The sequence below is a fragment of the Streptomyces sp. NPDC052687 genome (assembly GCF_040678395.1).
In the GTDB taxonomy this organism is placed as follows: domain Bacteria; phylum Actinomycetota; class Actinomycetes; order Streptomycetales; family Streptomycetaceae; genus Streptomyces.
The window spans coordinates 11,745-34,127 of record NZ_JBFATR010000001.1; the positions used below are offsets into that span (position 1 = coordinate 11,745).

Annotated in this window: 17 protein-coding genes and 1 pseudogene; 10 read left to right on the top strand and 8 right to left on the bottom strand. The window is 72.4% G+C overall.

The genetic code is table 11. The annotated features are described in order from the left end of the window. Window positions 1-18: 18 nt before the first annotated feature. From AB0K92_RS00070 to AB0K92_RS00085, 4 genes are read left to right on the top strand one after another with little or no spacing between them, the layout of a single operon-like run. Entirely contained in the window at window positions 19-780 is a 762-nt protein-coding gene (locus tag AB0K92_RS00070) for a redox-sensing transcriptional repressor Rex (protein ID WP_365917881.1), read from the top strand. After that, on the top strand, window positions 777-2,507 hold the full coding sequence (locus AB0K92_RS00075; protein ID WP_365917883.1) for a glutamyl-tRNA reductase: 1,731 nt from the start codon (window positions 777-779) through the stop codon (window positions 2,505-2,507). Before AB0K92_RS00070 ends, AB0K92_RS00075 begins: the two co-directional genes overlap by 4 nt. Beyond that, window positions 2,504-3,505 carry a hydroxymethylbilane synthase gene (gene hemC / locus AB0K92_RS00080; RefSeq protein ID WP_365917885.1) on the top strand — a complete coding sequence of 334 codons (1,002 nt, stop codon included), beginning with the start codon at window positions 2,504-2,506 and terminating at the stop codon, window positions 3,503-3,505. Before AB0K92_RS00075 ends, hemC begins: the two co-directional genes overlap by 4 nt. Next, window positions 3,502-5,208 (top strand): uroporphyrinogen-III synthase, encoded by a 1,707-nt coding sequence (locus AB0K92_RS00085; RefSeq protein ID WP_365917887.1) that lies wholly within the window; start codon window positions 3,502-3,504, stop codon window positions 5,206-5,208. The genes hemC and AB0K92_RS00085 overlap by 4 nt, the downstream gene beginning before the upstream one ends. Before the next feature lie 107 nt (window positions 5,209-5,315). On the opposite strand, the gene AB0K92_RS00090 is transcribed toward AB0K92_RS00085, so the two are convergent. Together AB0K92_RS00090 and AB0K92_RS00095 are read right to left on the bottom strand one after the other, a co-directional pair. Further along, window positions 5,316-5,483 carry a DUF397 domain-containing protein gene (locus AB0K92_RS00090; protein ID WP_365917889.1) on the bottom strand — a complete coding sequence of 56 codons (168 nt, stop codon included), beginning with the start codon at window positions 5,481-5,483 and terminating at the stop codon, window positions 5,316-5,318. Continuing rightward, a pseudogene (locus AB0K92_RS00095) lies at window positions 5,474-6,338 on the bottom strand (helix-turn-helix transcriptional regulator). The gene AB0K92_RS00090 and the pseudogene AB0K92_RS00095 overlap by 10 nt, the downstream one beginning before the upstream one ends. Before the next feature lie 383 nt (window positions 6,339-6,721). On the opposite strand from AB0K92_RS00095, the gene AB0K92_RS00100 reads away from it, so the two are divergent. Next, window positions 6,722-7,615, top strand: a complete 894-nt coding sequence (locus AB0K92_RS00100; RefSeq protein ID WP_365917891.1) for a helix-turn-helix domain-containing protein — start codon at window positions 6,722-6,724, stop codon at window positions 7,613-7,615. 113 nt (window positions 7,616-7,728) lie between these two features. After that, window positions 7,729-8,727, top strand: coding sequence for a porphobilinogen synthase (hemB, locus tag AB0K92_RS00105; RefSeq protein ID WP_365917893.1), 999 nt, complete (start codon window positions 7,729-7,731; stop codon window positions 8,725-8,727). A gap of 41 nt (window positions 8,728-8,768) precedes the next feature. On the opposite strand, the gene AB0K92_RS00110 is transcribed toward hemB, so the two are convergent. After that, the gene (locus AB0K92_RS00110; RefSeq protein WP_365917895.1) at window positions 8,769-9,503 is read right to left on the bottom strand and encodes a DUF4232 domain-containing protein; all 735 of its coding nucleotides are present in this window, start codon (window positions 9,501-9,503) and stop codon (window positions 8,769-8,771) included. Between the two features lie 216 nt (window positions 9,504-9,719). Here AB0K92_RS00110 and AB0K92_RS00115 point away from each other — a divergent pair, with 216 nt between their 5' ends. Further along, window positions 9,720-11,141, top strand: coding sequence for a helix-turn-helix domain-containing protein (locus AB0K92_RS00115; protein WP_365917897.1), 1,422 nt, complete (start codon window positions 9,720-9,722; stop codon window positions 11,139-11,141). 136 nt (window positions 11,142-11,277) lie between these two features. Further along, window positions 11,278-12,519 (top strand): PLP-dependent aminotransferase family protein, encoded by a 1,242-nt coding sequence (locus AB0K92_RS00120; protein WP_365917899.1) that lies wholly within the window; start codon window positions 11,278-11,280, stop codon window positions 12,517-12,519. A gap of 38 nt (window positions 12,520-12,557) precedes the next feature. Here the strand turns inward: AB0K92_RS00120 and argS are convergent, their stop codons facing one another. Beyond that, on the bottom strand, window positions 12,558-14,333 hold the full coding sequence (argS, locus tag AB0K92_RS00125; protein ID WP_365918730.1) for an arginine--tRNA ligase: 1,776 nt from the start codon (window positions 14,331-14,333) through the stop codon (window positions 12,558-12,560). Window positions 14,334-14,629: 296 nt separating this feature from the next. Here argS and lysS point away from each other — a divergent pair, with 296 nt between their 5' ends. After that, entirely contained in the window at window positions 14,630-16,378 is a 1,749-nt protein-coding gene (gene lysS / locus AB0K92_RS00130) for a lysine--tRNA ligase (RefSeq protein WP_365917901.1), read from the top strand. 72 nt (window positions 16,379-16,450) lie between these two features. Here lysS and AB0K92_RS00135 read toward each other — a convergent pair whose 3' ends face one another. From AB0K92_RS00135 to AB0K92_RS00145, 3 genes are all read right to left on the bottom strand, one after another. Next, window positions 16,451-17,719, bottom strand: coding sequence for a DUF2637 domain-containing protein (locus AB0K92_RS00135; protein WP_365917903.1), 1,269 nt, complete (start codon window positions 17,717-17,719; stop codon window positions 16,451-16,453). Window positions 17,720-17,824: 105 nt separating this feature from the next. Continuing rightward, the gene (locus AB0K92_RS00140; RefSeq protein ID WP_365917905.1) at window positions 17,825-18,727 is read right to left on the bottom strand and encodes a DUF3558 family protein; all 903 of its coding nucleotides are present in this window, start codon (window positions 18,725-18,727) and stop codon (window positions 17,825-17,827) included. Between the two features lie 105 nt (window positions 18,728-18,832). Next, the gene (locus AB0K92_RS00145; protein WP_365917907.1) at window positions 18,833-19,747 is read right to left on the bottom strand and encodes a DUF3558 domain-containing protein; all 915 of its coding nucleotides are present in this window, start codon (window positions 19,745-19,747) and stop codon (window positions 18,833-18,835) included. 169 nt (window positions 19,748-19,916) lie between these two features. On the opposite strand from AB0K92_RS00145, the gene AB0K92_RS00150 reads away from it, so the two are divergent. Then, window positions 19,917-21,110, top strand: coding sequence for an RtcB family protein (locus AB0K92_RS00150; RefSeq protein ID WP_365917909.1), 1,194 nt, complete (start codon window positions 19,917-19,919; stop codon window positions 21,108-21,110). Here AB0K92_RS00150 and AB0K92_RS00155 read toward each other — a convergent pair. After that, window positions 21,107-22,372 carry a GNAT family N-acetyltransferase gene (locus AB0K92_RS00155; RefSeq protein WP_365917911.1) on the bottom strand — a complete coding sequence of 422 codons (1,266 nt, stop codon included), beginning with the start codon at window positions 22,370-22,372 and terminating at the stop codon, window positions 21,107-21,109. The genes AB0K92_RS00150 and AB0K92_RS00155 overlap by 4 nt on opposite strands. Window positions 22,373-22,383 lie beyond the last annotated feature (11 nt).

Below are 22,383 nucleotides of genomic sequence, written 5' to 3' on the forward strand. Positions count from 1 at the left end.
TCTACCCGCAGGAGCACCGTGGCAACTGGCCGAACTCACCGACCGGCGACCCGTAGCCGAGGGATTCCCGAGGCCACCGTCGCCCGGCTTCCGCTGTACCTCCGCGCCCTGACCGCGCTCTCCGAGCGCTCGGTGCCGACGGTCTCCTCCGAGGAGCTGGCGGCCGCGGCGGGGGTCAACTCCGCGAAGCTGCGCAAGGACTTCTCGTACCTGGGCTCCTACGGGACGCGTGGCGTGGGCTACGACGTCGAGTATCTCGTGTACCAGATCTCCCGCGAACTGGGGCTCACCCAGGACTGGCCGGTCGTGATCGTCGGTATCGGCAACCTCGGCGCCGCCCTCGCCAACTACGGCGGTTTCGCCTCCCGCGGCTTCCGGGTCGCCGCGCTGATCGACGCCGACCCGAACATGGCGGGCAAGCCCGTCGCCGGGATCCCGGTGCAGCACACCGACGACCTGGAGAAGATCATCCAGGACAACGGTGTGTCGATCGGTGTCATCGCCACCCCCGCCGGTGCCGCCCAGCAGGTCTGCGACCGGCTCGTGGCCGCCGGGGTCACCTCCATCCTGAACTTCGCGCCGACCGTGCTGTCCGTCCCGGACGGCGTCGACGTGCGCAAGGTCGACCTGTCGATCGAACTCCAGATCCTCGCCTTCCACGAGCAGCGCAAGGCCGGCGAGGAGGCCGCGGGCGAGTCCGCCGTACCGGCCGCCGCCCAGCGCGGCGACTCCGCCGACCAGGGACCCGACGGGGACATGCCCGCCGTGATGCCGGCATGAGCCTCCTCGTCGTCGGACTGAGCCACCGCAGCGCCCCGGTCAGCGTGCTGGAGCGGGCGGCGCTGAGCGCGGACGCGCAGATCAAGCTGGCGCAGGACACCGTCGCCGCCGAACCGGCCGGCGAGGCCGCCGTGCTGGCCACCTGCAACCGCATCGAGCTGTACGCCGACGTGGACAAGTTCCACGCCGGTGTCGCCGAGCTGTCCACCCTGCTCGCCCAGCACAGCGGGGTCGGGCTGGACGAGCTCACTCCCTATCTCTATGTGCACTACGAGGACCGGGCCGTCCACCACCTGTTCTCGGTGGCCTGCGGACTGGACTCCATGGTCGTCGGCGAGGGCCAGATCCTCGGCCAGATCAAGGACTCCCTGGCCCGCGCCCAGGAACTGCACACCGCCGGGCGGCTGATCAACGACCTGTTCCAGCAGGCCCTGCGGGTCGGCAAGCGCGCGCACTCCGAGACCGGCATCGACCGCGCCGGGCAGTCCCTGGTCACCTTCGGCCTGCAGCAGCTCGCCGTCGGCACGCCGGTCGAGGACTGGGTGCGCGGCAAGAGGGCGCTGGTGATCGGCGCCGGTTCGATGTCCTCGCTGGCCGCCGCGACGCTCGCGCGCGCCGGGGTCGCCGAGGTCGTCGTCGCCAACCGCACCCAGGAGCGCGCCGAGCGGCTGGCCCGGATACTCACCGAGGCCGAGGACACGGACGTGCCGGCCCGCGCGGTACCGATGGACGCGGTGCCGGCCGAGCTGACACGTGCCGACATCGCCGTCTCCTGCACCGGCGCGACCGGCCTGGTGCTCGCCGCCGAGACGGTCGCCGCCGCGGTGCGCGACCGCGCCGGCGCGCCGGTCACCGAGGCCGCGGGCCGCCTCCGTACGCCGGACCGGGCGGACGGGAAGGCGGCGGACGACCGGACCGGCGTACGGCCCACGCCGCTGCCGCCCACCAGCGTCGCCACCGAGGACGGCTGCCCGCTGGACCTGTCCGCGGCGCCCGGGTTCTCCGTGATGGGCGAGGCCGCCGTGGCCGGGATGGACGCGGCGACGCTGGAGCAGCACGCCGCCTGGGTCGTCGGCGGCACCACCGCCCGCCGGGAGACCGCCCGGCGCGGGCCCGAAGCGGACGCCGAGCTGATCGGCGCGCTCGCCGCGACCGCCTCCGCCGTCGGCCGGATCCCGGAGCGGCGCAAGCCCGAACCGGTGGCCGCCGAGCGCCCCGAGCCCGTGCTCTTCCTGCTCGACCTCGCCATGCCCCGCGACATCGACGCCGCCGTGCACCGGCTCGCCGGAGTGCGCCTCGTCGACATCGAGTCGCTGGCCGAGGCGTCCGCCGACGCGCCGATGGCGGCCGACGTCGACCAGGTCAGGCGTATCGTTTCCGACGAGGTGGCGGCCTTCGGCGCGGCGCTGCGGGCCGCCCACATCACGCCGACCGTCGTCGCGCTGCGCGCGATGGCCGCCGACGTCGTCGCCGCGGAGATCGCCCGGCTCGACGGCCGGCTGCCCGGCCTGGACGACAAGCAGCGCGGCGAGATCCGGCAGACCGTCCACCGGGTCGTCGACAAACTGCTGCACGCCCCGACCGTGCGGGTCAAGCAGCTCGCGGCCGAGCCCGGCGGCGCCGGGTACGCGGACGCGCTGCGCACCCTGTTCGACCTCGACCCCGAGACGGTGGCCTCCGTCTCCCGCGCCGAGGACAGCACCGAGAAGAACCGAGGGCCACGATGAGTGAGAAGGCGCTGAGGCTCGGGACCAGGCGGAGCAAGCTCGCCATGGCTCAGTCCGGGCAGGTGGCGGAGGCCGTCCGCCAGGTCACCGGGCGGCCCGTCGAACTGGTGGAGATCACCACCTACGGCGATGTCTCCCGGGAGGCGCTGGCGCAGATCGGCGGCACGGGTGTGTTCGTGACCGCGCTGCGCGACGCGCTGCTGCGCGGCGAGGTCGACTTCGCGGTGCACTCGCTGAAGGACCTGCCGACCGCGCAGCCCGCGGAGCTGGTCCTGGCCGCCGTGCCGGTGCGCGAGGACCCGCGTGACGTGATCGTCGCCAAGGACGCGCTGAAGCTCACCGACCTGCCGCGCGGCGCGCGCGTCGGCACCGGTTCGCCGCGCCGCATGGCGCAGCTGCACGCGTACGCCCGCACCCACGGACTCGACCTCGCGTGCGTGCCCATCCGCGGCAACGTCGACACCCGGATCGGATACGTCCGCGACGGCGAGCTGGATGCCGTCGTGCTGGCCGCCGCCGGACTGAACCGGATCGGCCGCAGCGAGGAAGTGACCGACTTCCTGTCGGTCGACACGGTTTTGCCCGCCCCCGGCCAGGGGGCCCTGGCGATCGAGTGCACCGCGGACAACGCGGACCTGATCGCCGCACTCGGCGAGCTCGACGACCCGTTCACCCGGGCCGCCGTGACCGCCGAGCGGTCACTGCTCGCCGCCCTGGAGGCCGGCTGCAGCGCCCCCGTGGGCGCGCTGGCCGACCTTCCCCCACTCTCGGCTCCGCTCGAGCGGGGGGACCCCCAGGCCGCCGGCGGCGGGCAGATTGTCAAGGAAATGCGCCTGCGCGGCGTCGTCGGCACGACCGACGGTGCCACGCTGGTGCAGCTGTCCACCACCGGTCCCGTGCCCCAGACGCACGACCAGGCAGTGGCGCTCGGCCGCGAACTCGCCGCCGAGATGCTCGCCCAGGGCGCGGCCGGTCTGATGGGGGAGCGAGCACAGTGAGCCCCACCACCCTTCCCGCCGGTCCGGAACACGGTCACGTCACCTTCCTGGGTGCCGGACCCGGAGATCCGGGACTGCTCACACTGCGCGCCGTCGAGGCGCTGGCGAACGCGGACGTCCTCGTCGCCGAGCACCAGGTGCTCGACGTCGTGCGCGTCCACGCCAAGCCGGGCGTCGCCGTGGTGAACCCGGACCCGGATCCTTCCTCGGACCGGCTTCCGGGCGCAGGCACGCCCCAGCTGACGGTGGTTGACGGCACGTCAACAACCGTGGTGGCGCCCGTGGAACGGGATGCCGCACATCTTGTCATGGAGGCCGCGCGGGGCGGCAGGCGGGTGGTGCGTGCCGTCTCCGGCGATCCCGGACTCGACGCGTACGCCGCCGAGGAGATGCTCGCCTGCGCCGCCGCCGGGGTGCCCTTCGAGGTCGTGCCCGGTGTCGCCGCCGCCGTCGGCGTCCCCGCGTACGCCGGTGTGCCGCTGCGCGACGCCCAGGGCGCCGACGTGCGGTTCGTCGACGCGCGCACGGCGTCCGACCGGTGCTGGACGGAGGTGGGGGCGTCGGACGGGACGGTCGTCGTGTCGACGACGCTCGACTCCGTGGCGGCGGCCGCGGGGGAACTGGTCGCCGCCGGCCGCAAGCCGGACACCCCGATGACCGTCACCGTCGCCGGGACGACCACCCGGCAGCGGACCTGGACGGCCACCCTCGGCACCGTCGCCCAGACCCTGAAGCAGGCGAAGGTGCTGCCCTCGCCCGAGGGCGGGCAGCCGGTGATAGCCGTGGTCGGTGAGCGTTCCGCCGCCGCCCGGCGCGAGAAGCTGTCGTGGTTCGAGTCCAAGCCGCTGTTCGGCTGGAAGGTGCTCGTGCCGCGCACGAAGGAGCAGGCGGCGTCGCTCTCCGACCAGCTGCGGTCCTACGGGGCCGTGCCGCACGAGGTGCCGACCATCGCCGTCGAGCCGCCGCGCACCCCCCAGCAGATGGAGCGCGCGGTCAAGGGCCTGGTCACCGGCCGCTACGAGTGGATCGCCTTCACCTCGGTCAACGCGGTCAAGGCCGTCCGGGAGAAGTTCGAGGAGTACGGCCTCGACGCCCGCGCCTTCGCCGGGATCAAGGTCGCCGCGGTGGGCGAGCAGACCGCCAAGGCGCTCATCGCCTTCGGCGTGAAGCCCGACCTGGTACCCAGCGGCGAGCAGTCCGCGGCCGGGCTCCTGGAGGACTGGCCGCCGTACGACCCCGTCTTCGACCCGATCGACCGGGTGTTCCTGCCGCGCGCCGACATCGCGACCGAGACCCTGGTCGCCGGGCTCATCGAGCTGGGCTGGGAGGTCGACGACGTCACCGCCTACCGGACCGTGCGCGCCTCGCCGCCGCCGGCCGAGACCCGCGAGGCGATCAAGGGCGGCGGCTTCGACGCCGTGCTGTTCACCTCGTCCTCGACCGTGCGGAACCTGGTCGGCATCGCCGGCAAGCCGCACAACGTCACCGTGATCGCCTGTATCGGCCCCGCCACGGCCAAGACGGCCGAGGAGCACGGCCTGCGGGTCGACGTCATGGCGCCCGAGCCGTCCGTGCACAAGCTGGCGGAGGCGCTGGCCGACTTCGGCATGAAGCGGCGGCTGGCCGCGCTGGAGGCCGGCGAACCGGTGACGCGGCCGAGCGAGCGGCGTCCGGGGGCGCGCAGGCGGCGTACGACGACCTGAGCCGTGGAGCGGGGTGGATCGCGCGTGCGTGTCCACCCCGCTTCATTCCGGTCTCGGACCCTGCGTTCTCATACGGCCCGCACCGGGACTCGGTGCGGGCGACTCCGTCAGTGGGCGGAGGCGTACGGCAGGAAGGTCGCCCACGTGGTGGGGGTGAGGGTGAGGCGGGGGCCGGCGGGGTTCTTGGAGTCGCGGACGAGGACGTGGTCGGGGGCGGTGGCCACCTCGACGCAGTCGGGGCCCTCGTCCGTGCTGTAGCTGCTCTTTATCCACACGTGGTCCGGGCCGGCTCCGCCGTAGGGCTTGAGGGGCATGTCTCTCCAAGCACTTTCTCGATGAAGGCCATCGACTCTCGTGGGCTGAGAGCCTGCGCCCGGATGGTCCCATAACGCATGTCGAGGAGTTGCACTTCCTTCGGATCGGCGATCACACGGCTGATGTGCTGCACTTCGACGTGCCCGACCGTGGTGCCGTCCTTGAGCCTGAGCAGCCTGAACGGCCCGGCGAGACCCGAGTTCTCCTCGTGGCCGAGCGGAAGTACCTGAAGGTCGACGTTGGGGAACTTCGCGATCTTCAGGAGTCGTTCGAGCTGTCCCCGCATGACCGTCCTGCCTCCGATGGGCCGTCGAAGCGTCGACTCGCACTGGACGAAGCTGAAGACGGGCCGGACCGCCGTATCGCTGACGATCTCCTGACGTGCCACGCGGGCTGACAGCCGCTGTTCGAGCTCGTCGGGCGTGAAGGGAGGCCGACGAGCGCTGAACACGGCTCGTGCGTACTCCATGGTCTGCGACGGAGTTGTTGTAGGCGCACAGCTCGACGGCCTCCGCCTCCAGTTTCTTCAGGTCCCGTACCTTCTTCGGATACCGGACCTCCGCCACGTCCCGCTTGAGTGCCGCGACTTTCCCGCCCGCGCCCAGCACCTCGTCCGCCGCGTCCAGGTATTCCGGCCGGGGGATGCGCCGCCCCCGCTCCACGGAGGAGACCAGGTCCTCTCCGTACCCGATGGCCGCGCCGAACTCGGCCTGGGTGAGGCAGGCCGCCTCCCGCCACAGCTTCAACTCCTGGGAGGCCGTGCGCAGCACGGCCCCTGCCTCGTCGTCGTCCGGTCCCGCGTCCCAGTCGCTCACGGCCCTCGCCCTCCCGCCGGCCCTCATACGTTCCGCTTTTTCACAGGCTACGCACGAGCGGACACCGTGAGTGACGGGAATCGTCGGATCACCCCTCGCGGGTCCGCCGCGCCGGAGCCCGGAAACACGTGGACCGGTGGGGTGCGGGCCGGGGCTGCGGGCGGTAAAAGACCAAAGAACCCCGGGAAAAAACCCTCCCAACCAACCAAACCTCGCGTGTGTCACACGGGTGGGTGAAACCGGTCGGTGCGGCTGGCGCGGCGGTGGCGCGGACGTGCAGTCTCGGCCCAGGCACCATCACAACCCCACACATGCATCGGCCCCCGCCGGGACGGCAATCCCAGTGCGAGGGCCTGACCAACGAGGAAGAGAGCACCTTCCCCATGGCTGAGAAGAAGCCTAGCGCTGCCGCGCGCTCGCATCAGGGTGTTCGGCGCAGCGCCACCCGCTCCGGTGTCACCCACGTACGGGCGTCCCAACCCGACCGGTACACGATCGTCGGCAACCACCTCGCCCAGCACCGCGAGCTGTCGCTGACCGCGATCGGACTGGCCACCCACATCCTGTCGCTGCCGGAGGGCGCCCCCGTCGACATCCGCAGCCTCGCCGAGCGCTTCCCCGAGGGGCGGGACCGGATCGCCTTCGCCCTGCGGGAGCTGGAGGCGCATGGCTACCTGGAGCGGGTGCGCGAGCGCACGGAAGCCGGCCGCCTGTACACGCGGACCTACGCCCACCACGTCCCCGCCGCCGAGGGCGCCGCCCGCGCCGCCGACGGAGCCGTGACCGGCGGGGAACCGGAACCGCCCGCGCCTGCCGCACCACCCGTCCCGCCGCAGACGGGGGAGCCCGAGCGCACCCCCGGTGACCGGCACCACGACAGGGCCGTCGCCCTGCTCACGGATCTGCGCCGCACCGACGACCGCCTCACCCTCTCCCGGCGGCAGGTGGACCGGCTCGCTCCCGCCGTCGCCGCCTGGTTCGCCGGGGGCGCCACGACCGCCGTCGTCCACCGCGTCCTGACCGACGGCCTCCCCGAGGACATGCGCCACCCGGCCGGTGTGCTCGCCCACCGCCTGCGCGAACTGCTGCCACCACCCCTGCCCGTTCGCCCTCCGGCCGCGTCCGCCGACGCCGGAACCGCCCGCCGCCCCCACCCGTTCCAGACGTGCGACGGCTGCGAGCGTGCCTTCCGTGCCCCGTGCCCCGGCCGCTGCCGGGACTGCCGTGACCACCCGGACCGGTCCCCGGGGGCGGGCGAGCCGCTCCGGGCGGCGTGACGCGGGCGGTCGCGAACGGCCACGGCCGCCCGCCTCCGGGGGGCGTCGGCTGCATGCGGGGCGCCGACTGGGCGTCGGTAAAGGGGGTGTCGGGGCGGGCGTAGCGTAGGCGTATGACGAAGTACGGATCCTTCCCCGGGACGCGTCCGCGTCGGCTGCGTACGAGCCCCGTCATGCGGCGGATGGTCGCCGAGACCCGGCTGCACCCGGCGGACTTCATCCTGCCCGCGTTCGTGCGCGAGGGCGTGAGCGAGCCGGTGCCGATCGCGGCGATGCCGGGGGTCGTGCAGCACACGCGGGACAGCCTCAAGAAGGCCGCCGCCGAGGCGGTGGAGGCCGGGATCTCCGGGATCATGCTGTTCGGCGTGCCGGAGGAGTCCAAGAAGGACGCCCAGGGCACGCCCGGGACCGACCCCGACGGGATTCTGCAGGTCGCCATCCGGGACGTGCGCGCCGAGGTCGGGGACGACCTGCTCGTCATGTCCGACCTGTGCCTGGACGAGACGACCGACCACGGGCACTGCGGGGTGCTCGACGAGCACGGCCGCGTCGACAACGACGCCACGCTGGAGCGGTACGCCGAGATGGCGCAGGTCCAGGCCGACGCCGGCGCCCATGTCGTCGGGCCCAGCGGGATGATGGACGGGCAGATCGGCGTCATCCGCGACGCCCTCGACCAGATCGGGCGCGAGGACGTCGCCATCCTCGCCTACACCGCGAAGTACGCCTCCGCCTTCTACGGGCCGTTCCGGGAGGCCGTCGCCTCCTCGCTCCAGGGCGACCGCAAGACCTACCAGCAGGACCCGGCCAATGTGCGCGAGTCGCTGCGCGAGCTGGCCCTGGACCTGGAGGAGGGCGCGGACATGGTGATGGTCAAGCCCGCCGGCCCCTACCTCGACATCCTCGCCCGGGTCGCCGACGCGGTGGACGTGCCGGTCGCCGCCTACCAGATCTCCGGCGAGTACTCGATGATCGAGGCCGCCGCCGAGAAGGGGTGGATCGACCGGGATCGCGCCATTCTGGAGACGCTGACCGGCATCAAGCGTGCCGGTGCGCGCTCCATCCTCACCTACTGGGCGACCGAGGCCGCCCAGAAGCTGGGCCGGGACTAGCCGGACCAGCCGGGACCGGTCCTGGACGGTCGGTTCCCGGACTAGTTCAGCGCGTCCTCCATGGAGGACTGCCAGTACGTCACCGACAGGGAGCTGTCGTAGTAGACGCCCTCGGACGGGAGCGGCGGGGTCGCCGAGGCCCCGCCGTTGCTGTTGGGCGTGCCGCCCTGGAAGGAGACGGTCAGCTTGCGGGCGGTCGTGCCGCCGTCGCCGCTGCCGTCCGCCGAGGCGAGCAGGACGCCCGCGTAGCCGGACTCGCCCGGTGCGAGCGTGGGCACCGCCTGCGGCTTGGTCTCCGGCCGGGCCTGCGGCACCCACTGCATCTCGTCGAAGCGGAGCACCGGGTAGTACATGAGGTTGCACGGTCCCGAGCCGGTGTTGGTGACGGTGAGCAGCATGTGGTTCAGCGGGCGGGGCACGGGCTGTGCGGTGACCTTGGTGTTGGAGCCGTTGCAGATGGTGCGCACCGGTCCGTCGTCGGAGCCGGAGCCGGATCCGGAGCCTGAGCCGGCCGACCGTCCCGGGTCCGCCGATTCCGGGGCGTTGCGCGTCGGCTCGGGAGCCTGCCGGGTTCCTTCCGGGGCGCCCGACGGCCGGGCGTTCGTCGGCTTCGCGCTCGGCGTGGCGGCGCTCGGGGCGGTCGCGGACGGGGTGGTGGTCGCTGACGGCTTGCTCTCCACCCGCGCTCCCGTTCCGTCCTCGCAGGCGGTGAGCGCGAGGGCGGTGACGGCGATGCCGGTGGCGGCGAGCAGGCGGGTACGGCGGAACACGCGCATGGCTGAATCCTTCGTTCGAACAGGAGTTGAGGGCCGCCGCTCGACCGTCCGGCGGGAGCGGCGTGCTTGGATGAGAGGAGCCTGCGGTGTGTTCCGTCCCGGCTGCCAGACCTGGCGGGGGAAACGGGACGCTGGAACGCCCGCAGTCGCTTGACCTGGGGGAACAGCCACCGGCTGGAATGCCGGAACGGGACACGGATACGGGGGCGGACAACGGTGTCGGAGGATTTCGCCGCGCTGCTGCGGGAGTTGAAGGAGCGCTCGGGGCTCAGTTACGGGGTGCTCGCGCGGCGGCTGCACATGAGTACGTCGACGCTGCACCGCTACTGCAACGGGGACGCCGTACCGGCCGAGTACGCGCCCGTCGAGCGGCTGGCCCGGCTGTGCAAGGCGTCGCCGCGGGAGCTGGTGGAGCTGCATCGGCGGTGGGTGCTGGCGGACGCGGGGCGCGGGCAGCGCAGGGCGGCTCCGGGGCAGGTGCCGCGGGAGGGCGAGGCGGCGGCGGAACGGGTGCCGGAGGTGGTGCCCGAGGTAGTGCCGGAGGCGGTTTCGGAGGCGGTGCCCAACGTGGTGCCGGAGGCGGTCTCGGAGGCGGTGCCGGACGCGGCGGCCGAGGTGGTGCCGGACCAGGGGACGCCCGAGGTGGCGACCGAGCCCTCGGGGCAGCCCTTCCGCCGGCGGCGGGCCGCGCTCCTCGCCGGTGCCCTCGGCGTCGTCGCAGCCGTGGCGCTCGCGGTGAGCCTGCCGTCAGGGGGCCATGGGGCGCCCGGGGCGACGGACGCGCGCGGACCCGTCGGCGTGGCCTCGTCCGACGGCGGGCAGCGGGCATCCGCGCACGCGTCGGCGTCCCTTCCGCCGTCCGCGTCGGGATCACCGGAGGAGAGGCAGCGCAAGCAGGAGAAGCAGGGGGAGAAGGGCAAGGGCGGAACCGGATCCTCCGCCGGGAGCGCCGCCGACCCCTCCGCGAGCCCCCGTTCCGCGCCCCCGAGGCGCGGCGAGTCCGCCTCCGCCCCGGTGCCGCTGACCGTCACGACCCGCCCGTACGCCTGGGAGTCCCCCTGCTCCCAGCACTATCTGATCGACCGCCCGCCGGGCGAGGTGCCCCCGCCGCCGGTGGAGCTGGAGGCGCCGGCGTGGGTCGCCTCCCAGCGGGCGGTGTCGGCGGGCGAGCAGTACGTGACGCTCACCGTGCAGGGCACCGGTCGGGAGACGGTCGTCGTGGAGGATCTCACCGTGCGGGTGGTGGGCCGGGGCGCGCCGCTGCCGTGGAACGACTACGCAATGGGCGTCGGCTGCGGCGGCGACGTGCCCACCCGGCCGTTCACCATCGCGCTGGACGCGGCGCGGCCGGCGGTGAAGGCGGCGGCGGGCGGCCGGGACTTCCCGTTCAAGGTCAGCGAGTCCGACCCGGAGGTCTTCCACGTCACGGCCGACGCCTCGGCGTACGACGTGCGCTGGTACCTGGAGCTGACCTGGTCCAGCGGCTCCCGGGGCGGCACCCTGCTGATCGGCGACGGGGACAAGCCGTTCCGCACCAGCGGCAACAACGGCCGTCCCGCGTACGACTTCCCGCTGGGCGGCTCCGGGTGGGGCGAGGCGATGGTCGACGCCGACGCCGGCGCCGACGTCGGCGGGTAGGCGTCCGGGGCATACGGGGCGTAGGGCATCCGGGCGTCCGTATCGCGGAAACACCGGTGTAGACGGCAGCTATCTCTCTAGGGTGCGGCCGAGACGGTATGCGACCGTCGTCCCGACGCACCCCAGGAGCCGCACCGTGACCCTCGCCGCCGAGTCAGCGCCCACCGCGTCCAGCCCAGTCCCCGCGACCGCCGCCGCTCCCGTCCCGCCGCTCGCCGCCCGGGTGAGCGCGATCGGCGGGTCGCCGGTCCGGGACATCCTGGCCGTCACCGCCCGCCCCGAGGTGATCAACTTCGCGGGCGGGCTGCCGGCGCCGGAGCTGTTCGACACGGAAGGCGTCGCGGCGGCCTTCCGGGACGTGCTCGCCGAGTCGCCCGCGCGGGCGTTGCAGTACTCCACGACCGAGGGCGAGCCGGCGCTGCGGGCCGCGCTCGCCGCCCGGACCACCGCGCGCGGCCTGCCCACCGACGCCGACGACCTGCTCGTGACCACCGGCTCCCAGCAGGCCCTGTCGCTGCTCGCGACCGCCCTGCTGGAGCCCGGGGACACGGTGCTGGTCGAAAACCCCTGCTACCTGGCCGCACTTCAGGCCTTCGGGTTCGCGGGCGCGCGGATCGTGCCCGTGCCCGGCGACCCGGACGGGATGGACCCGGCGGCGCTGGCGGAGCTGGTGGTGCGGGAGCGCCCCAGGCTGCTGTACACCGTGCCGACCTTCCAGAACCCCACCGGCCGCACCCTGCCCGCCGAGCGCCGCGCCGCGATCGCCGCGGTCGCCGCCCGGCACGGCCTGTGGATCGTCGAGGACGACCCGTACGGCGAGTTGCGGTTCGAGGGGGAGCGGGTGCCGTGGATCGCCGCCCACGACGACGCGCGGGACCGGACCGTGCTGCTCGGCTCCTTCTCCAAGGTCATGGCGCCGGGGCTGCGGATCGGCTGGCTGCGGGCGCCCGCCGCGCTGCGCCAGGCCTGCGCGGTCGCCAAGCAGAGCGCCGACCTGCACACCCCGACCGTCACCCAGCTCGCCGCCGCCCGCTACCTGGCCGACCGCGACCTCGACGCCCATGTGGCGCGCGTGGCCCGCGTCTACGGCGAGCGCCGCGACGCGATGCTCGCCGGGCTGCCGGACGCCCTGCCCGAGGGCTCGACCTGGACCCGCCCCGAGGGCGGCATGTTCCTCTGGGCGCGGCTGCCGGAGCCGTACGACACCACCGCCCTGCTGCCGACGGTCGTGCGCGAGGACGTCGCCTACGTCCCCGGCGCCCCCTTCCACGCCGGCGAGCCCGACCGCGCCACCCTGCGGCTGTGCTTCGTCACCCAGGCTCCGGAGGAGATCGCGGAGGGGCTGCGCAGGCTGGCGCGGGGGCTCGGAGCGGCGTAGGACCGCCCGCGGGCGTTACGTCGGTAACGCCCGCGGGGTTACAGGCGCTCGGGCGTGCGGATGCCCAGCAGGGCCATGCCGCGGTGCAGGGTGCGGGCCGTGAGGTCGCACAGGAACAGACGGTTCTCGACCTGCTCCGGCGACTCCGCCTTCAGCACCGGGCACTTGTCGTAGAAGGAGGTGTAGAGGGAGGCGAGCTGGTAGAGATACGCGGCCAGCTTGTGCGGGGCGTACTCCCTCGCCGCCTCGTCCACCGTCTCCGCGAACGCGTCCAGGTGCAGGCCCAGCGCCCGCTCCGCCGCGTGCAGCTCCAGCTCCGGGCGGGCGGCGGGGCGGACCTCGCCGGCCTTGCGGAGGATGGAGCGGATACGGGCGTACGCGTACTGGAGGTAGACGGACGTGTCGCCGTTCAGCGAGACCATCTGGTCCAGGTCGAACTTGTAGTCCCGGTTCGCCGACGTCGACAGGTCCGCGTACTTCACCGCGCCGATGCCCACCTGGGCGCCCCGCTCGGCGATCTCCTCCTCGGACAGGTCCTGCGCCTTCTCCCGTACGACGGCCGAGGCGCGGTCGATGGCCTCGTCGAGGAGGTCGACCAGCCGGACCGTCTCGCCCTCACGGGTCTTGAACGGCTTGCCGTCCTTGCCGAGGACCGTGCCGAAGGCCAGCTGGTACGCCTTCACGTCGTCGTTCAGCCAGCCGGCCCGCCGGGCGGTCTCGAAGACCATCTTGAAGTGCAGGGACTGGCGGGCGTCGACGACGTACACCAGCGAGGTCGCCTTGAGGTTGAAGACGCGGTCGCGGATCGCGGACAGGTCGGTCGCCGCGTAGCCGTAGCCGCCGTCCGACTTCTGCACGATCAGCGGGACCGGCTTGCCGTCCGGGCCCTTGACGTCGTCGAAGAAGACGCACAGCGCGCCCTCCGAGCGGACCGCCACCCCCGACTCCTCCAGCAGCCGGCAGGTCTCCGCGAGCATGTCGTTGTAGCCGGACTCGCCGACGATGTCGGCATCGCGGATCTCCATGTCCAGCTTGTCGAAGACGGAGAAGAAGTAGATCTTCGACTCGTCGACGAACTTCTGCCACATGGCCAGCGTGTGCGGGTCCCCGGCCTGGAGGTCGACCACCCGGCGCCGGGCGCGCGTCTTGAACTCCTCGTCGGAGTCGAACTTCCGGCGCGCGGCCTTGTAGAGCCGGTCCAGGTTCGACATGGCCTCCTCGCCGGAGGCCCGGAGGTCGTCGCTCGCCTTGTGGTCCAGCTCGTGCGGGTGCTCGTCCAGGTACTGGATCAGCATGCCGAACTGGGTGCCCCAGTCGCCGATGTGGTGGCGGCGCACCACGTTCTCGCCGGTGAACTCCAGCAGCTGGACGACCGAGTCGCCGATCACCGCGGAGCGCAGGTGACCGACGTGCATCTCCTTCGCCACGTTCGGCTGGGCGTAGTCGATGACCGTGGTGCCCGGGTTCGCGGCGGCCGGGATGCCCAGGCGGCCCGTCTCGTCCGCGTACCGCGCGGCCAGGTTCCGCGTGATCGCCCGGTCCGCGATCGTGATGTTGAGGAAGCCGGGGCCGGAGACCTCGACGTCCTTGATCAGCTCGTCCCCGGTGGTCACCCGGGCAACGACCTGCGCCGCCAGCTCCCGCGGGTTCGCCTTCGCCTTCTTGGCCAGCGCGAGGATGCCGTTGGCCTGGAAGTCGGCCCGGTCGCTTCGTCGCAGCAGCGGGTCGACTCCGTCGGCCTCCGGCAGGGCGGAGGCGAGGGCGTCGGCGAGGTGCTGCTGGACGGAGTCGCTGAGGGACGTGACCGAGGCCATAGGTGGGGTGCCGTTCTCCTCGTGGGGATCGATAGACACGGTCAGTATCCCATGGGGGGTAAAGCGGATTTCGCGGCCGCGGGGGCGGGGGGTGCGGTCTGTCGCCGGGTGCGGGCCGGTGGGGGTTGTTCGCGCAGTTCCCCGCGCCCCTGAGACGGGCGGCTGCGCCGCCGTCCCCCGCGCCCCCGGGACGGGCGGCTGCGCCGCCGTCCCCAGGGGCTTCGAAAAGGCGTTTTCTCGGATGCGGCACGTCCTGGGACAATGGGGCCACCATCAAGCCTTCAGCAACAGAGGACGTGCCGATCGTGGCTCAGAGCACCGAGACCACCGACTGGGTCTCCCGTTTCGCGGATGAGGTCATCGAGGAGTCGGAGCGCCGGGCCCCGGGCAAACCGGTCGTCGTCGCGTCCGGGCTCTCGCCCTCCGGCCCGATCCACCTGGGCAACCTGCGCGAGGTCATGACCCCGCACCTCGTCGCCGACGAGATCCGGCGGCGCGGGTACGAGGTCAGGCACCTGATCTCCTGGGACGACTACGACCGGTACCGCAAGGTGCCCGCCGGCGTCACCGGCATCGACGACTCCTGGGCGGAGCACATCGGCAAGCCGCTGACCTCCGTGCCCGCGCCCAAGGGCTCGCCCCACCCGAACTGGGCCGAGCACTTCAAGGCGGCCATGATCGAGGCGCTGGGCCAGCTGGGCGTCGAGTTCGACGGCATCAGCCAGACCGAGCAGTACACCTCGGGGGCGTACCGGGAGCAGATCCTGCACGCCATGAAGCACCGCCACGACATCGACGCGGTCCTCGCGCAGTACCGGACCAAGCCGAAGCCCGCCGCCGCGGTGCAGAAGCAGCAGAAGCCGGTCGACGAGGCCGAGCTGGAGGCCGCCGAGGGCTCCGGCGCCGCCTCCGAGGACGACGGCAGCTCCGGCTCCGCCGGCTACTTCCCGTACAAGCCCTACTGCGGCAACTGCGAGAAGGACTTCACCACCGTCACCTCCTACGACGACACGACCACCGAGCTGACGTACGCCTGCACCGCGTGCGGCTTCTCCGAGACCGTCCGGCTCAGCGAGTTCAACCGCGGCAAGCTGGTCTGGAAGGTCGACTGGCCGATGCGCTGGGCGTACGAGGGCGTGATCTTCGAGCCGAGCGGTGTCGACCACTCCTCTCCGGGCTCGTCGTTCCAGGTCGGCGGGCAGATCGTCGGGATCTTCGGCGGCAAGCAGCCCATCGGCCCGATGTACGCCTTCGTCGGCATCTCCGGCATGGCCAAGATGTCGTCGTCGAAGGGCGGCGTGCCGACCCCGTCCGACGCGCTGAAGATCATGGAACCGCAGCTGCTGCGCTGGCTGTACGCCCGCCGCAAGCCCAACCAGTCCTTCAAGATCGCCTTCGACCAGGAGATCCAGCGGCTCTACGACGAGTGGGACAAGCTCGACGCCAAGGTCGCCGACGGCACCGCGCTGCCCGCCGACGTCGCCGCGCACTCCCGCGCGGTGCGCACCGCCGCCGGTGAGCTGCCGAAGACGCCGCGCCCGATGCCGTACCGCACGCTCGCCTCCGTCGCCGACATCACCGCCGGCCACGAGGACCAGGCGCTGCGCATCCTCAGCGAGCTGGACCCGGCGCGCCCGCTGGCCTCGCTGGACGAGGTGCGGCCCCGGTACGAGAAGGCCGAGGCGTGGATCAACACCCACGTCCCCGCCGACCAGCGGACCATCGTGCGCGAGGAGCCCGACACCGAGCTGCTGAAGTCGCTCGACGACCAGGCGCGCGAGTCGGTCCGGCTGCTGCTCGACGGGCTCGCCGACCACTGGTCCCTGGACGGCCTGACCCACCTGGTCTACGGCGTGCCGAAGGTGCAGGCCGGGTTCTCCGCCGACGCGACGCCCAAGGAGCTGCCGCCGGAGATCAAGACCGCCCAGCGCGCGTTCTTCGTGCTGCTGTACCACCTGCTGGTGGGCCGGGACACCGGCCCCCGGCTGCCCACGCTGCTGCTGGCGGTCGGCCAGGAGCGGGTGCGGCGCCTGCTCGGCGAGTAAGCCGGTCCGTACGACGGAAGGGGGCGCCCGGTGTTCCGCCGGGCGCCCCCTTCCGTCGTCGCGCGCGGGCGCTCACGCGATGTGGTCCTCCTCCAGCTCCGCGTTGAAACGCTGCTGGAAGCGGTCCGAGAGGGCCTTCAGGGCGCTCGGGGTGAGCTTCACGCCGTAGGTCGCCTCGATGTTGTCGCCGAGGACGCCCGGCGTGGGGAAGCTGCCGTCGATCGACTGGCGGAACACCTGGTAGTACGCCTCCTCGTCGGGCTCCGGGGTGCCGCCGCCCTCACCCAGCTCCCGCGTGCGCCCCGGCACGACCGGGATGGGGAAGCTGCCGGTGTCGTCCGCCGGAGGCTCCTCCTGGTACTGGTCCTCGTACTCCTCCGCCAGGCGCTGCTCCTCGTACCACTGGGCGTACGCGGCGTCCGGGTCGTAGTTGGGGTCGTAGTCGCCCTGGTACTGGACCGTGTGCGGGTCGCGGGCGTGCAGCCAGGGGTTCTGCGCGGGCTCCGGGGCCTGCTCCTGGACGGGGCCGCCCTGCTGCCGCGGCGCGGGCGCCTGGGCCGCCGCGGCGAGCTGCGGCTGACCGGGCTGCTGCCCGAGCTGCGGCTGCCCGGTTTGCTCCGCCTGGGGCGGCGCAGGCGGGATCAGGGCCGGTTCGATGCCCGCCGCCGCCAGGCCCGCCGGGGCCGTCTCCGACAGCGGGACGCCGTAGCGGGCCAGCCGCAGCGGCATCAGGGACTCCACCGGGGCCTTGCGGCGCCAGGCGCGGCCGAAGCGGGAGCGCAGCCGGGCCTGGTAGACGAGACGTTCCTGCTCCAGCTTGATCACCTGGTCGTAGGAGCGCAGCTCCCACAGCTTCATCCGGCGCCACAGCAGGAAGGTGGGGACCGGCGAGAGCAGCCAGCGGGTGAGGCGGACACCCTCCATGTGCTTGTCCGCCGTGATGTCGGCGATCCGGCCGATCGCGTGCCGGGCCGCCTCGACGGCCACCACGAACAGCACCGGGATCACCGCGTGCATCCCGACGCCCAGCGGGTCCGGCCAGGCCGCCGCGCCGTTGAAGGCGATCGTCGCCGCCGTCAGCAGCCAGGCCGTCTGACGCAGCAGGGGGAACGGGATGCGGATCCACGTCAGCAGCAGATCCAGGGCGAGCAGGACACAGATGCCCGCGTCGATGCCGATCGGGAAGACGTAACTGAAGTCCCCGAAGCCCTTCTTGAGGGCCAGTTCGCGTACGGCGGCGTACGAGCCCGCGAAGCCGATGCCCGCGATGATCACGGCACCGGTCACGACCACGCCGATGAGAACGCGGTGCATCCGTGTCAGCTGTATGGGCGCGGCCACCCGTACTCCCCTCCCGCTGCGTGTTGTTGCGCGCAACAGAGTGGCACACGTGTGCGGAGAACGAGTGACCGGTCCGTGCAGGGCTGCGCTTTCGTGACCCTCGGGTCAGCTCTTCTTCGCCGGGGCCTTCGACGAGGCGGCCGGTGAACCGGCCGACCCGGACGGGGAGCCGGCCGACGCGGACGGGGAGCCGGCCGGCTTCGACGGCGAGCCGGACGCGCCCGGCGACTTCGCCGCGCCGCCGCCCTCGTTCGCCTCGGTCACCGCGGCGACCACCTCCTTGGCGGCCTTCGTCGCGTCCTTCATCAGGTCGTCGGCGTCCGGCGTCTTCTCGCCGGCCAGGCCCGCGCCGTTGTAGTCCAGGGTGACGACCACGTTCTCCACGCGCGCCACGATCGTCTGCTGCTTGAAGGAGCCTTCCTTCTTCTTCAGGTCGTAGCGCACCGCCGTCGCCTCGTCGCCGGTGCCGGCCAGCGGCTCCGCCTTGGTGTCCTTCGCGCCCTCGACCGAGCGGACGTCGGTGACCTGCTTCTCGTAGTACTCCTGGGCCAGCTCCTCGCCCGAGCCGCGCGTCACATCGGACTCGAAGCGCAGCAGCGAGACGTTCAGCCAGCGGAACTGGGAGCCCTTCACGCCGTTGTTGTCGAGGCTGTTCCAGGAGCAGCTGGCGCGCGACGAGACATCGTCGGAGCTGCCCTCCTTGCCCGACTTCGTGCCCTTCGGGACGAGTTCTTCCAGCGTCTTCTCCGACAGCACGTCACACGGCTTCGGCAGGGTCCGGTACGCCGCGGCCCGCACCGTCGGCGACGGGCTCGCCGGCGTGCTCGCACTGGCCGCCGACGCCTTCGCCTCGTCGCCGGAGCCGGAGTCCGAGGAGCAGCCGGCGGCGAGCAGGATCACGGGGAGGGCGGCGGCGGAGACAAGGACGCGCCCGCGCCGTCCGGCTCGCTCAACACGCTGGTCACGCTTCTCTCGCTGTGCTCGTCGCTGCATGGTTCCTTCACTCATGACGCTCGGTTCCTGCGGTCGGATCGGGTCCGAGGGGCCACGGTACGCGGTGAAGGAACCGTGCGTTTCCGGTTCGGCGGATGTGCGCGGGCGCGCGAAGCGGGGCTAACCGGCCAGCGAGTCGGCCAGTTGGGACGCCAGATTCAGGGCCCTGTCCTGCATTTCCTTGCTGTCCGGCGCCATGCCGACGGTCGCCGGCAGCTCCTCGTACTCGATGGTCACGATGACGTTCGACGTGCGGAACGCCACAGTCACCGTGCGCTGCCTGGCCGTCGAACCACTGCTGCTCAGCTCGTCGTCAACGAACGCCTCGTCGCCGAGGTCGTCAAGGGTGCGGGGCTGGAGACCGGTGGGGGTGGCGCTGGGGGAGCCGGAGCCGGAGGGGGAACCGGTCGGAGAACCGGACGGCGAGCCGGAGGGCGAGGCGCCCTTGGCGGAACCGGCGGAACCGGCGGAACCGGCGGAGGGGCCGGTGGACGCGTCGGCCAAGGGGGCGCCCGAGGAAGCGCCGGCCGACGGCCCGTCGGATCCCTCCGTCGTGCCGGTCGCCGCGGACGTGGCCGCCGCAGGCAGCGGCAGATCCGCCTTCGCCTGCTTCGCGGCGAACAGTTGCTGGGCCTGGTTGTCGTCGCTGACGGTGTTGTCGTACGACACCACCCGCTCCAGGTCGACGAACAGATAGTTCGTCGCCGTCGGGGACGACACCTTCCAACGGCAGCCGACCTTGCGGTCGTTGTCGAAGGTGAGCGTGGCCTCGCCCTCGTAGGCCTTCTCGCGCTGCTCCTCGTCCAGGATCTGCGCGATGCCGGGCAGCAGGTCGTCGAGGGTGTCCTCGCCGACCGCGGAACACGGCTCCGGGAGGGAGCGGTAGCGGCCGGGTTCGACGGTGGCCACGGCGGTGCCGCCGTCGTCGGGGTTGGTGCCGTCCGTGGTGCCGCCGTCGTCGGAGCCGCCGGTGCAGCCGGCCAGCAGGGCCGCGAGGAGCGCGGCGGTGCCGGGTACGTACGCCTTCCGCTGCACGGTCAGGCTCCTCTCGCGGGGTAAATCGGTTGCCGGGCCGATCGCTGCCCGGGACACAATGTGTATCGCACGCGCAGCCGTGAACGCCGGTCCGTTGCCCCTTTCATCGACCTTGGCTCCGGTTTTTGCGATTCGAGAATTCTGTCCTGACTTACGGGGGATGAGGCGTATGTCGTACGTGGAAATGCAGGGCGCGAAGGTGCCGATCCGGATGTGGACCGACCCCACGACGGTCGAGGAGGGCGCCCTCCAGCAGCTCCGCAACGTCGCGACCCTGCCGTGGATCAAGGGCCTGGCCGTCATGCCGGACGTCCACTACGGCAAGGGCGCGACCGTCGGTTCCGTCATCGCCATGCAGGGCGCGGTGTGCCCGGCGGCGGTCGGGGTCGACATCGGCTGCGGAATGTCGGCGGTGAAGACGTCCCTGACCGCGAACGACCTGCCCGGAGACCTCTCCCGGCTGCGGTCGAGGATCGAGCAGGCGATTCCGGTGGGGCGGGGGATGCACGACGATCCCGTCGACGCGGGGCGGCTGCACGGGTTCGGCACGGCGGGGTGGAGCGACTTCTGGGGGCGGTTCGACGGAGTCGCCGAAGCGGTCAAATTCCGTCACGATCGCGCCGAAAAGCAGATGGGAACGCTCGGAAGCGGCAACCACTTTGTCGAGGTATGTCTCGACACGACCGGTTCCGTATGGCTCATGCTGCACTCCGGCTCCCGGAACATCGGCAAGGAACTCGCCGAGCACCACATCGGCATCGCCCAGAAGCTCCCGCACAACCAGGGCCTGGTCGACCGCGACCTCGCCGTCTTCATCGCGGACACCCCGCAGATGGCGGCGTACCGCAACGATCTGTTCTGGGCGCAGGAGTACGCGAAGTACAACCGCTCGATCATGATGGCGCTCCTCAAGGACGTGGTCCGCAAGGAGTTCAAGAAGGCGAAGCCGACCTTCGAGCAGGAGATCAGCTGCCACCACAACTACGTGGCGGAGGAGCGTTACGAGGGCATGGACCTGCTCGTGACCCGCAAGGGCGCGATCCGGGCCGGCTCCGGCGACTACGGGATCATTCCGGGCTCGATGGGCACGGGGTCGTACATCGTGAAGGGTCTCGGCAACGAGAAGTCCTTCAACTCGGCCTCGCACGGCGCGGGCCGGCGCATGAGCCGCAACGCGGCCAAGCGCCGGTTCACCACGAAGGACCTGGAGGAGCAGACGCGGGGCGTGGAGTGCCGCAAGGACTCCGGCGTCGTCGACGAGATCCCCGGCGCCTACAAGCCGATCGAGCAGGTCATCGACCAGCAGCGGGACCTCGTCGAGGTGGTCGCCAAGCTCAAGCAGGTCGTCTGCGTGAAGGGCTAGCCGAGCCGCTTCTCCAGCAGGGTCACCGCGTACGGGCTGCCTGTGCCGTCTGTTTTGGCGGGCTGTTCGCCGACGACCGTGTAGCCCGCCTTCTCGTAGTAGGCGCGCAGGCGGGGGTTGCTGGACAGGCAGTCGAGGCGGGCGTAGGGGCGGGAGGCGGCCCGGATGCGGGACTCGGCGTGGGCGAGGAGGGCGCGGCCGGTGCCCGGTGGGGTGGTGTGGGGGACCGTCATCAGGCGGTGGATGTAGCCGGCGTCCGGGGGGCGGGGGCCCCAGGCCGCCGGGTCGGTCCACCACAGTTCGCAGGCGCCGGTGAGGTGGCCTCCGGCGTACGCCAGCCAGACCTCGCCCTCGGCGACGCGGGTGCGGAAGTGGGCCTCGTCCTTCTCGCCGGGCTTCCACTGCTCGATGCCGCGGGCCAGTTGCCACAGGGCCGCCGTGTCGCGGAGGCGGACCAGGGCGGGGGCGTCCGCGTCGGTCGCTCTGCGGTAGGTGAGCGGCGGCCGGGTGGCGGGGGCGTCGTCGAGGAGGTGGGCGCGCAGGGTCGCCGCGAGTTCCGTCGCGTTCATCGCGAGCGCCTGTTCCACGTAGCCCTCGATCGAGCCGTAGCGGGCCTTCAGGGCCGTCAGGAACAGGCGCATCACCGAGGCGGGGGCGCGGCCGAAGGCCGGCCAGGCGGGGGTGCGGCCGTCGTTGCGCGCGGACCACTCCGCGAGGAGGGCGGGGGTGGCCAGTTCGGTGAGGCTGAAGTCCTCGACGATCGTGGGCTCGTCGACGCCGAGCAGGCCGAGGACCAGCGCCGCCAGTTCGCCGGTGCGGTCCTTGCCCGAGGCGCAGTGGAAGACCAGGGGGGTGCGGGAGCGCGCCGACTCGGTGATCAGTTCCAGGGCGCGGCGGATCTCCTTGGTGCCGTCCTCGGCGACCTCCATGAAGCGTTCGGCGAGGTAGGGGCCGGGGTCGGTGCCGGGGGGCAACGCGGCCTGGTCGTACGGGCGGTGCTCGATGCTGAGGTTGTGATAGGCGAAGGACGGGTGCTCCGGGACGCGGCCGCGGGCGTCGATCTCCCAGGGGTGGCGCAGGTCGATGACCGTGCCGATGCCCAGGGTGAGGAACCGGTCCCAGTCCGGGGTGCCGGGGGCGAGCTTGCCGAGGGAGTCCGAGCGGTACAGGCGGCCGGGCCGGACGCGCCGGCCGTCTGTCGTCGGATAGCCGCCCAGGTCACGGAAGTTGTGCAGACCGGCGAAGGGGAGGTGTCTGTCCACGTCCGCGAGCC

What these genes read in the sequence shown, in the direction of transcription:
- AB0K92_RS00075 (WP_365917883.1), top strand. Translation starts at nt 777, where the DNA reads ATGAGCCTCCTCGTCGTCGGACTGAGCCACCGCAGCGCCCCGGTCAGC.
- hemC (WP_365917885.1), top strand. Translation starts at nt 2,504, where the DNA reads ATGAGTGAGAAGGCGCTGAGGCTCGGGACCAGGCGGAGCAAGCTCGCC.
- AB0K92_RS00100 (WP_365917891.1), top strand. Translation starts at nt 6,722, where the DNA reads ATGGCTGAGAAGAAGCCTAGCGCTGCCGCGCGCTCGCATCAGGGTGTT.
- hemB (WP_365917893.1), top strand. Translation starts at nt 7,729, where the DNA reads ATGACGAAGTACGGATCCTTCCCCGGGACGCGTCCGCGTCGGCTGCGT.
- AB0K92_RS00110 (WP_365917895.1), bottom strand. Translation starts at nt 9,503, where the DNA reads ATGCGCGTGTTCCGCCGTACCCGCCTGCTCGCCGCCACCGGCATCGCC.
- argS (WP_365918730.1), bottom strand. Translation starts at nt 14,333, where the DNA reads ATGGCCTCGGTCACGTCCCTCAGCGACTCCGTCCAGCAGCACCTCGCC.
- AB0K92_RS00140 (WP_365917905.1), bottom strand. Translation starts at nt 18,727, where the DNA reads ATGAGTGAAGGAACCATGCAGCGACGAGCACAGCGAGAGAAGCGTGAC.
- AB0K92_RS00150 (WP_365917909.1), top strand. Translation starts at nt 19,917, where the DNA reads ATGTCGTACGTGGAAATGCAGGGCGCGAAGGTGCCGATCCGGATGTGG.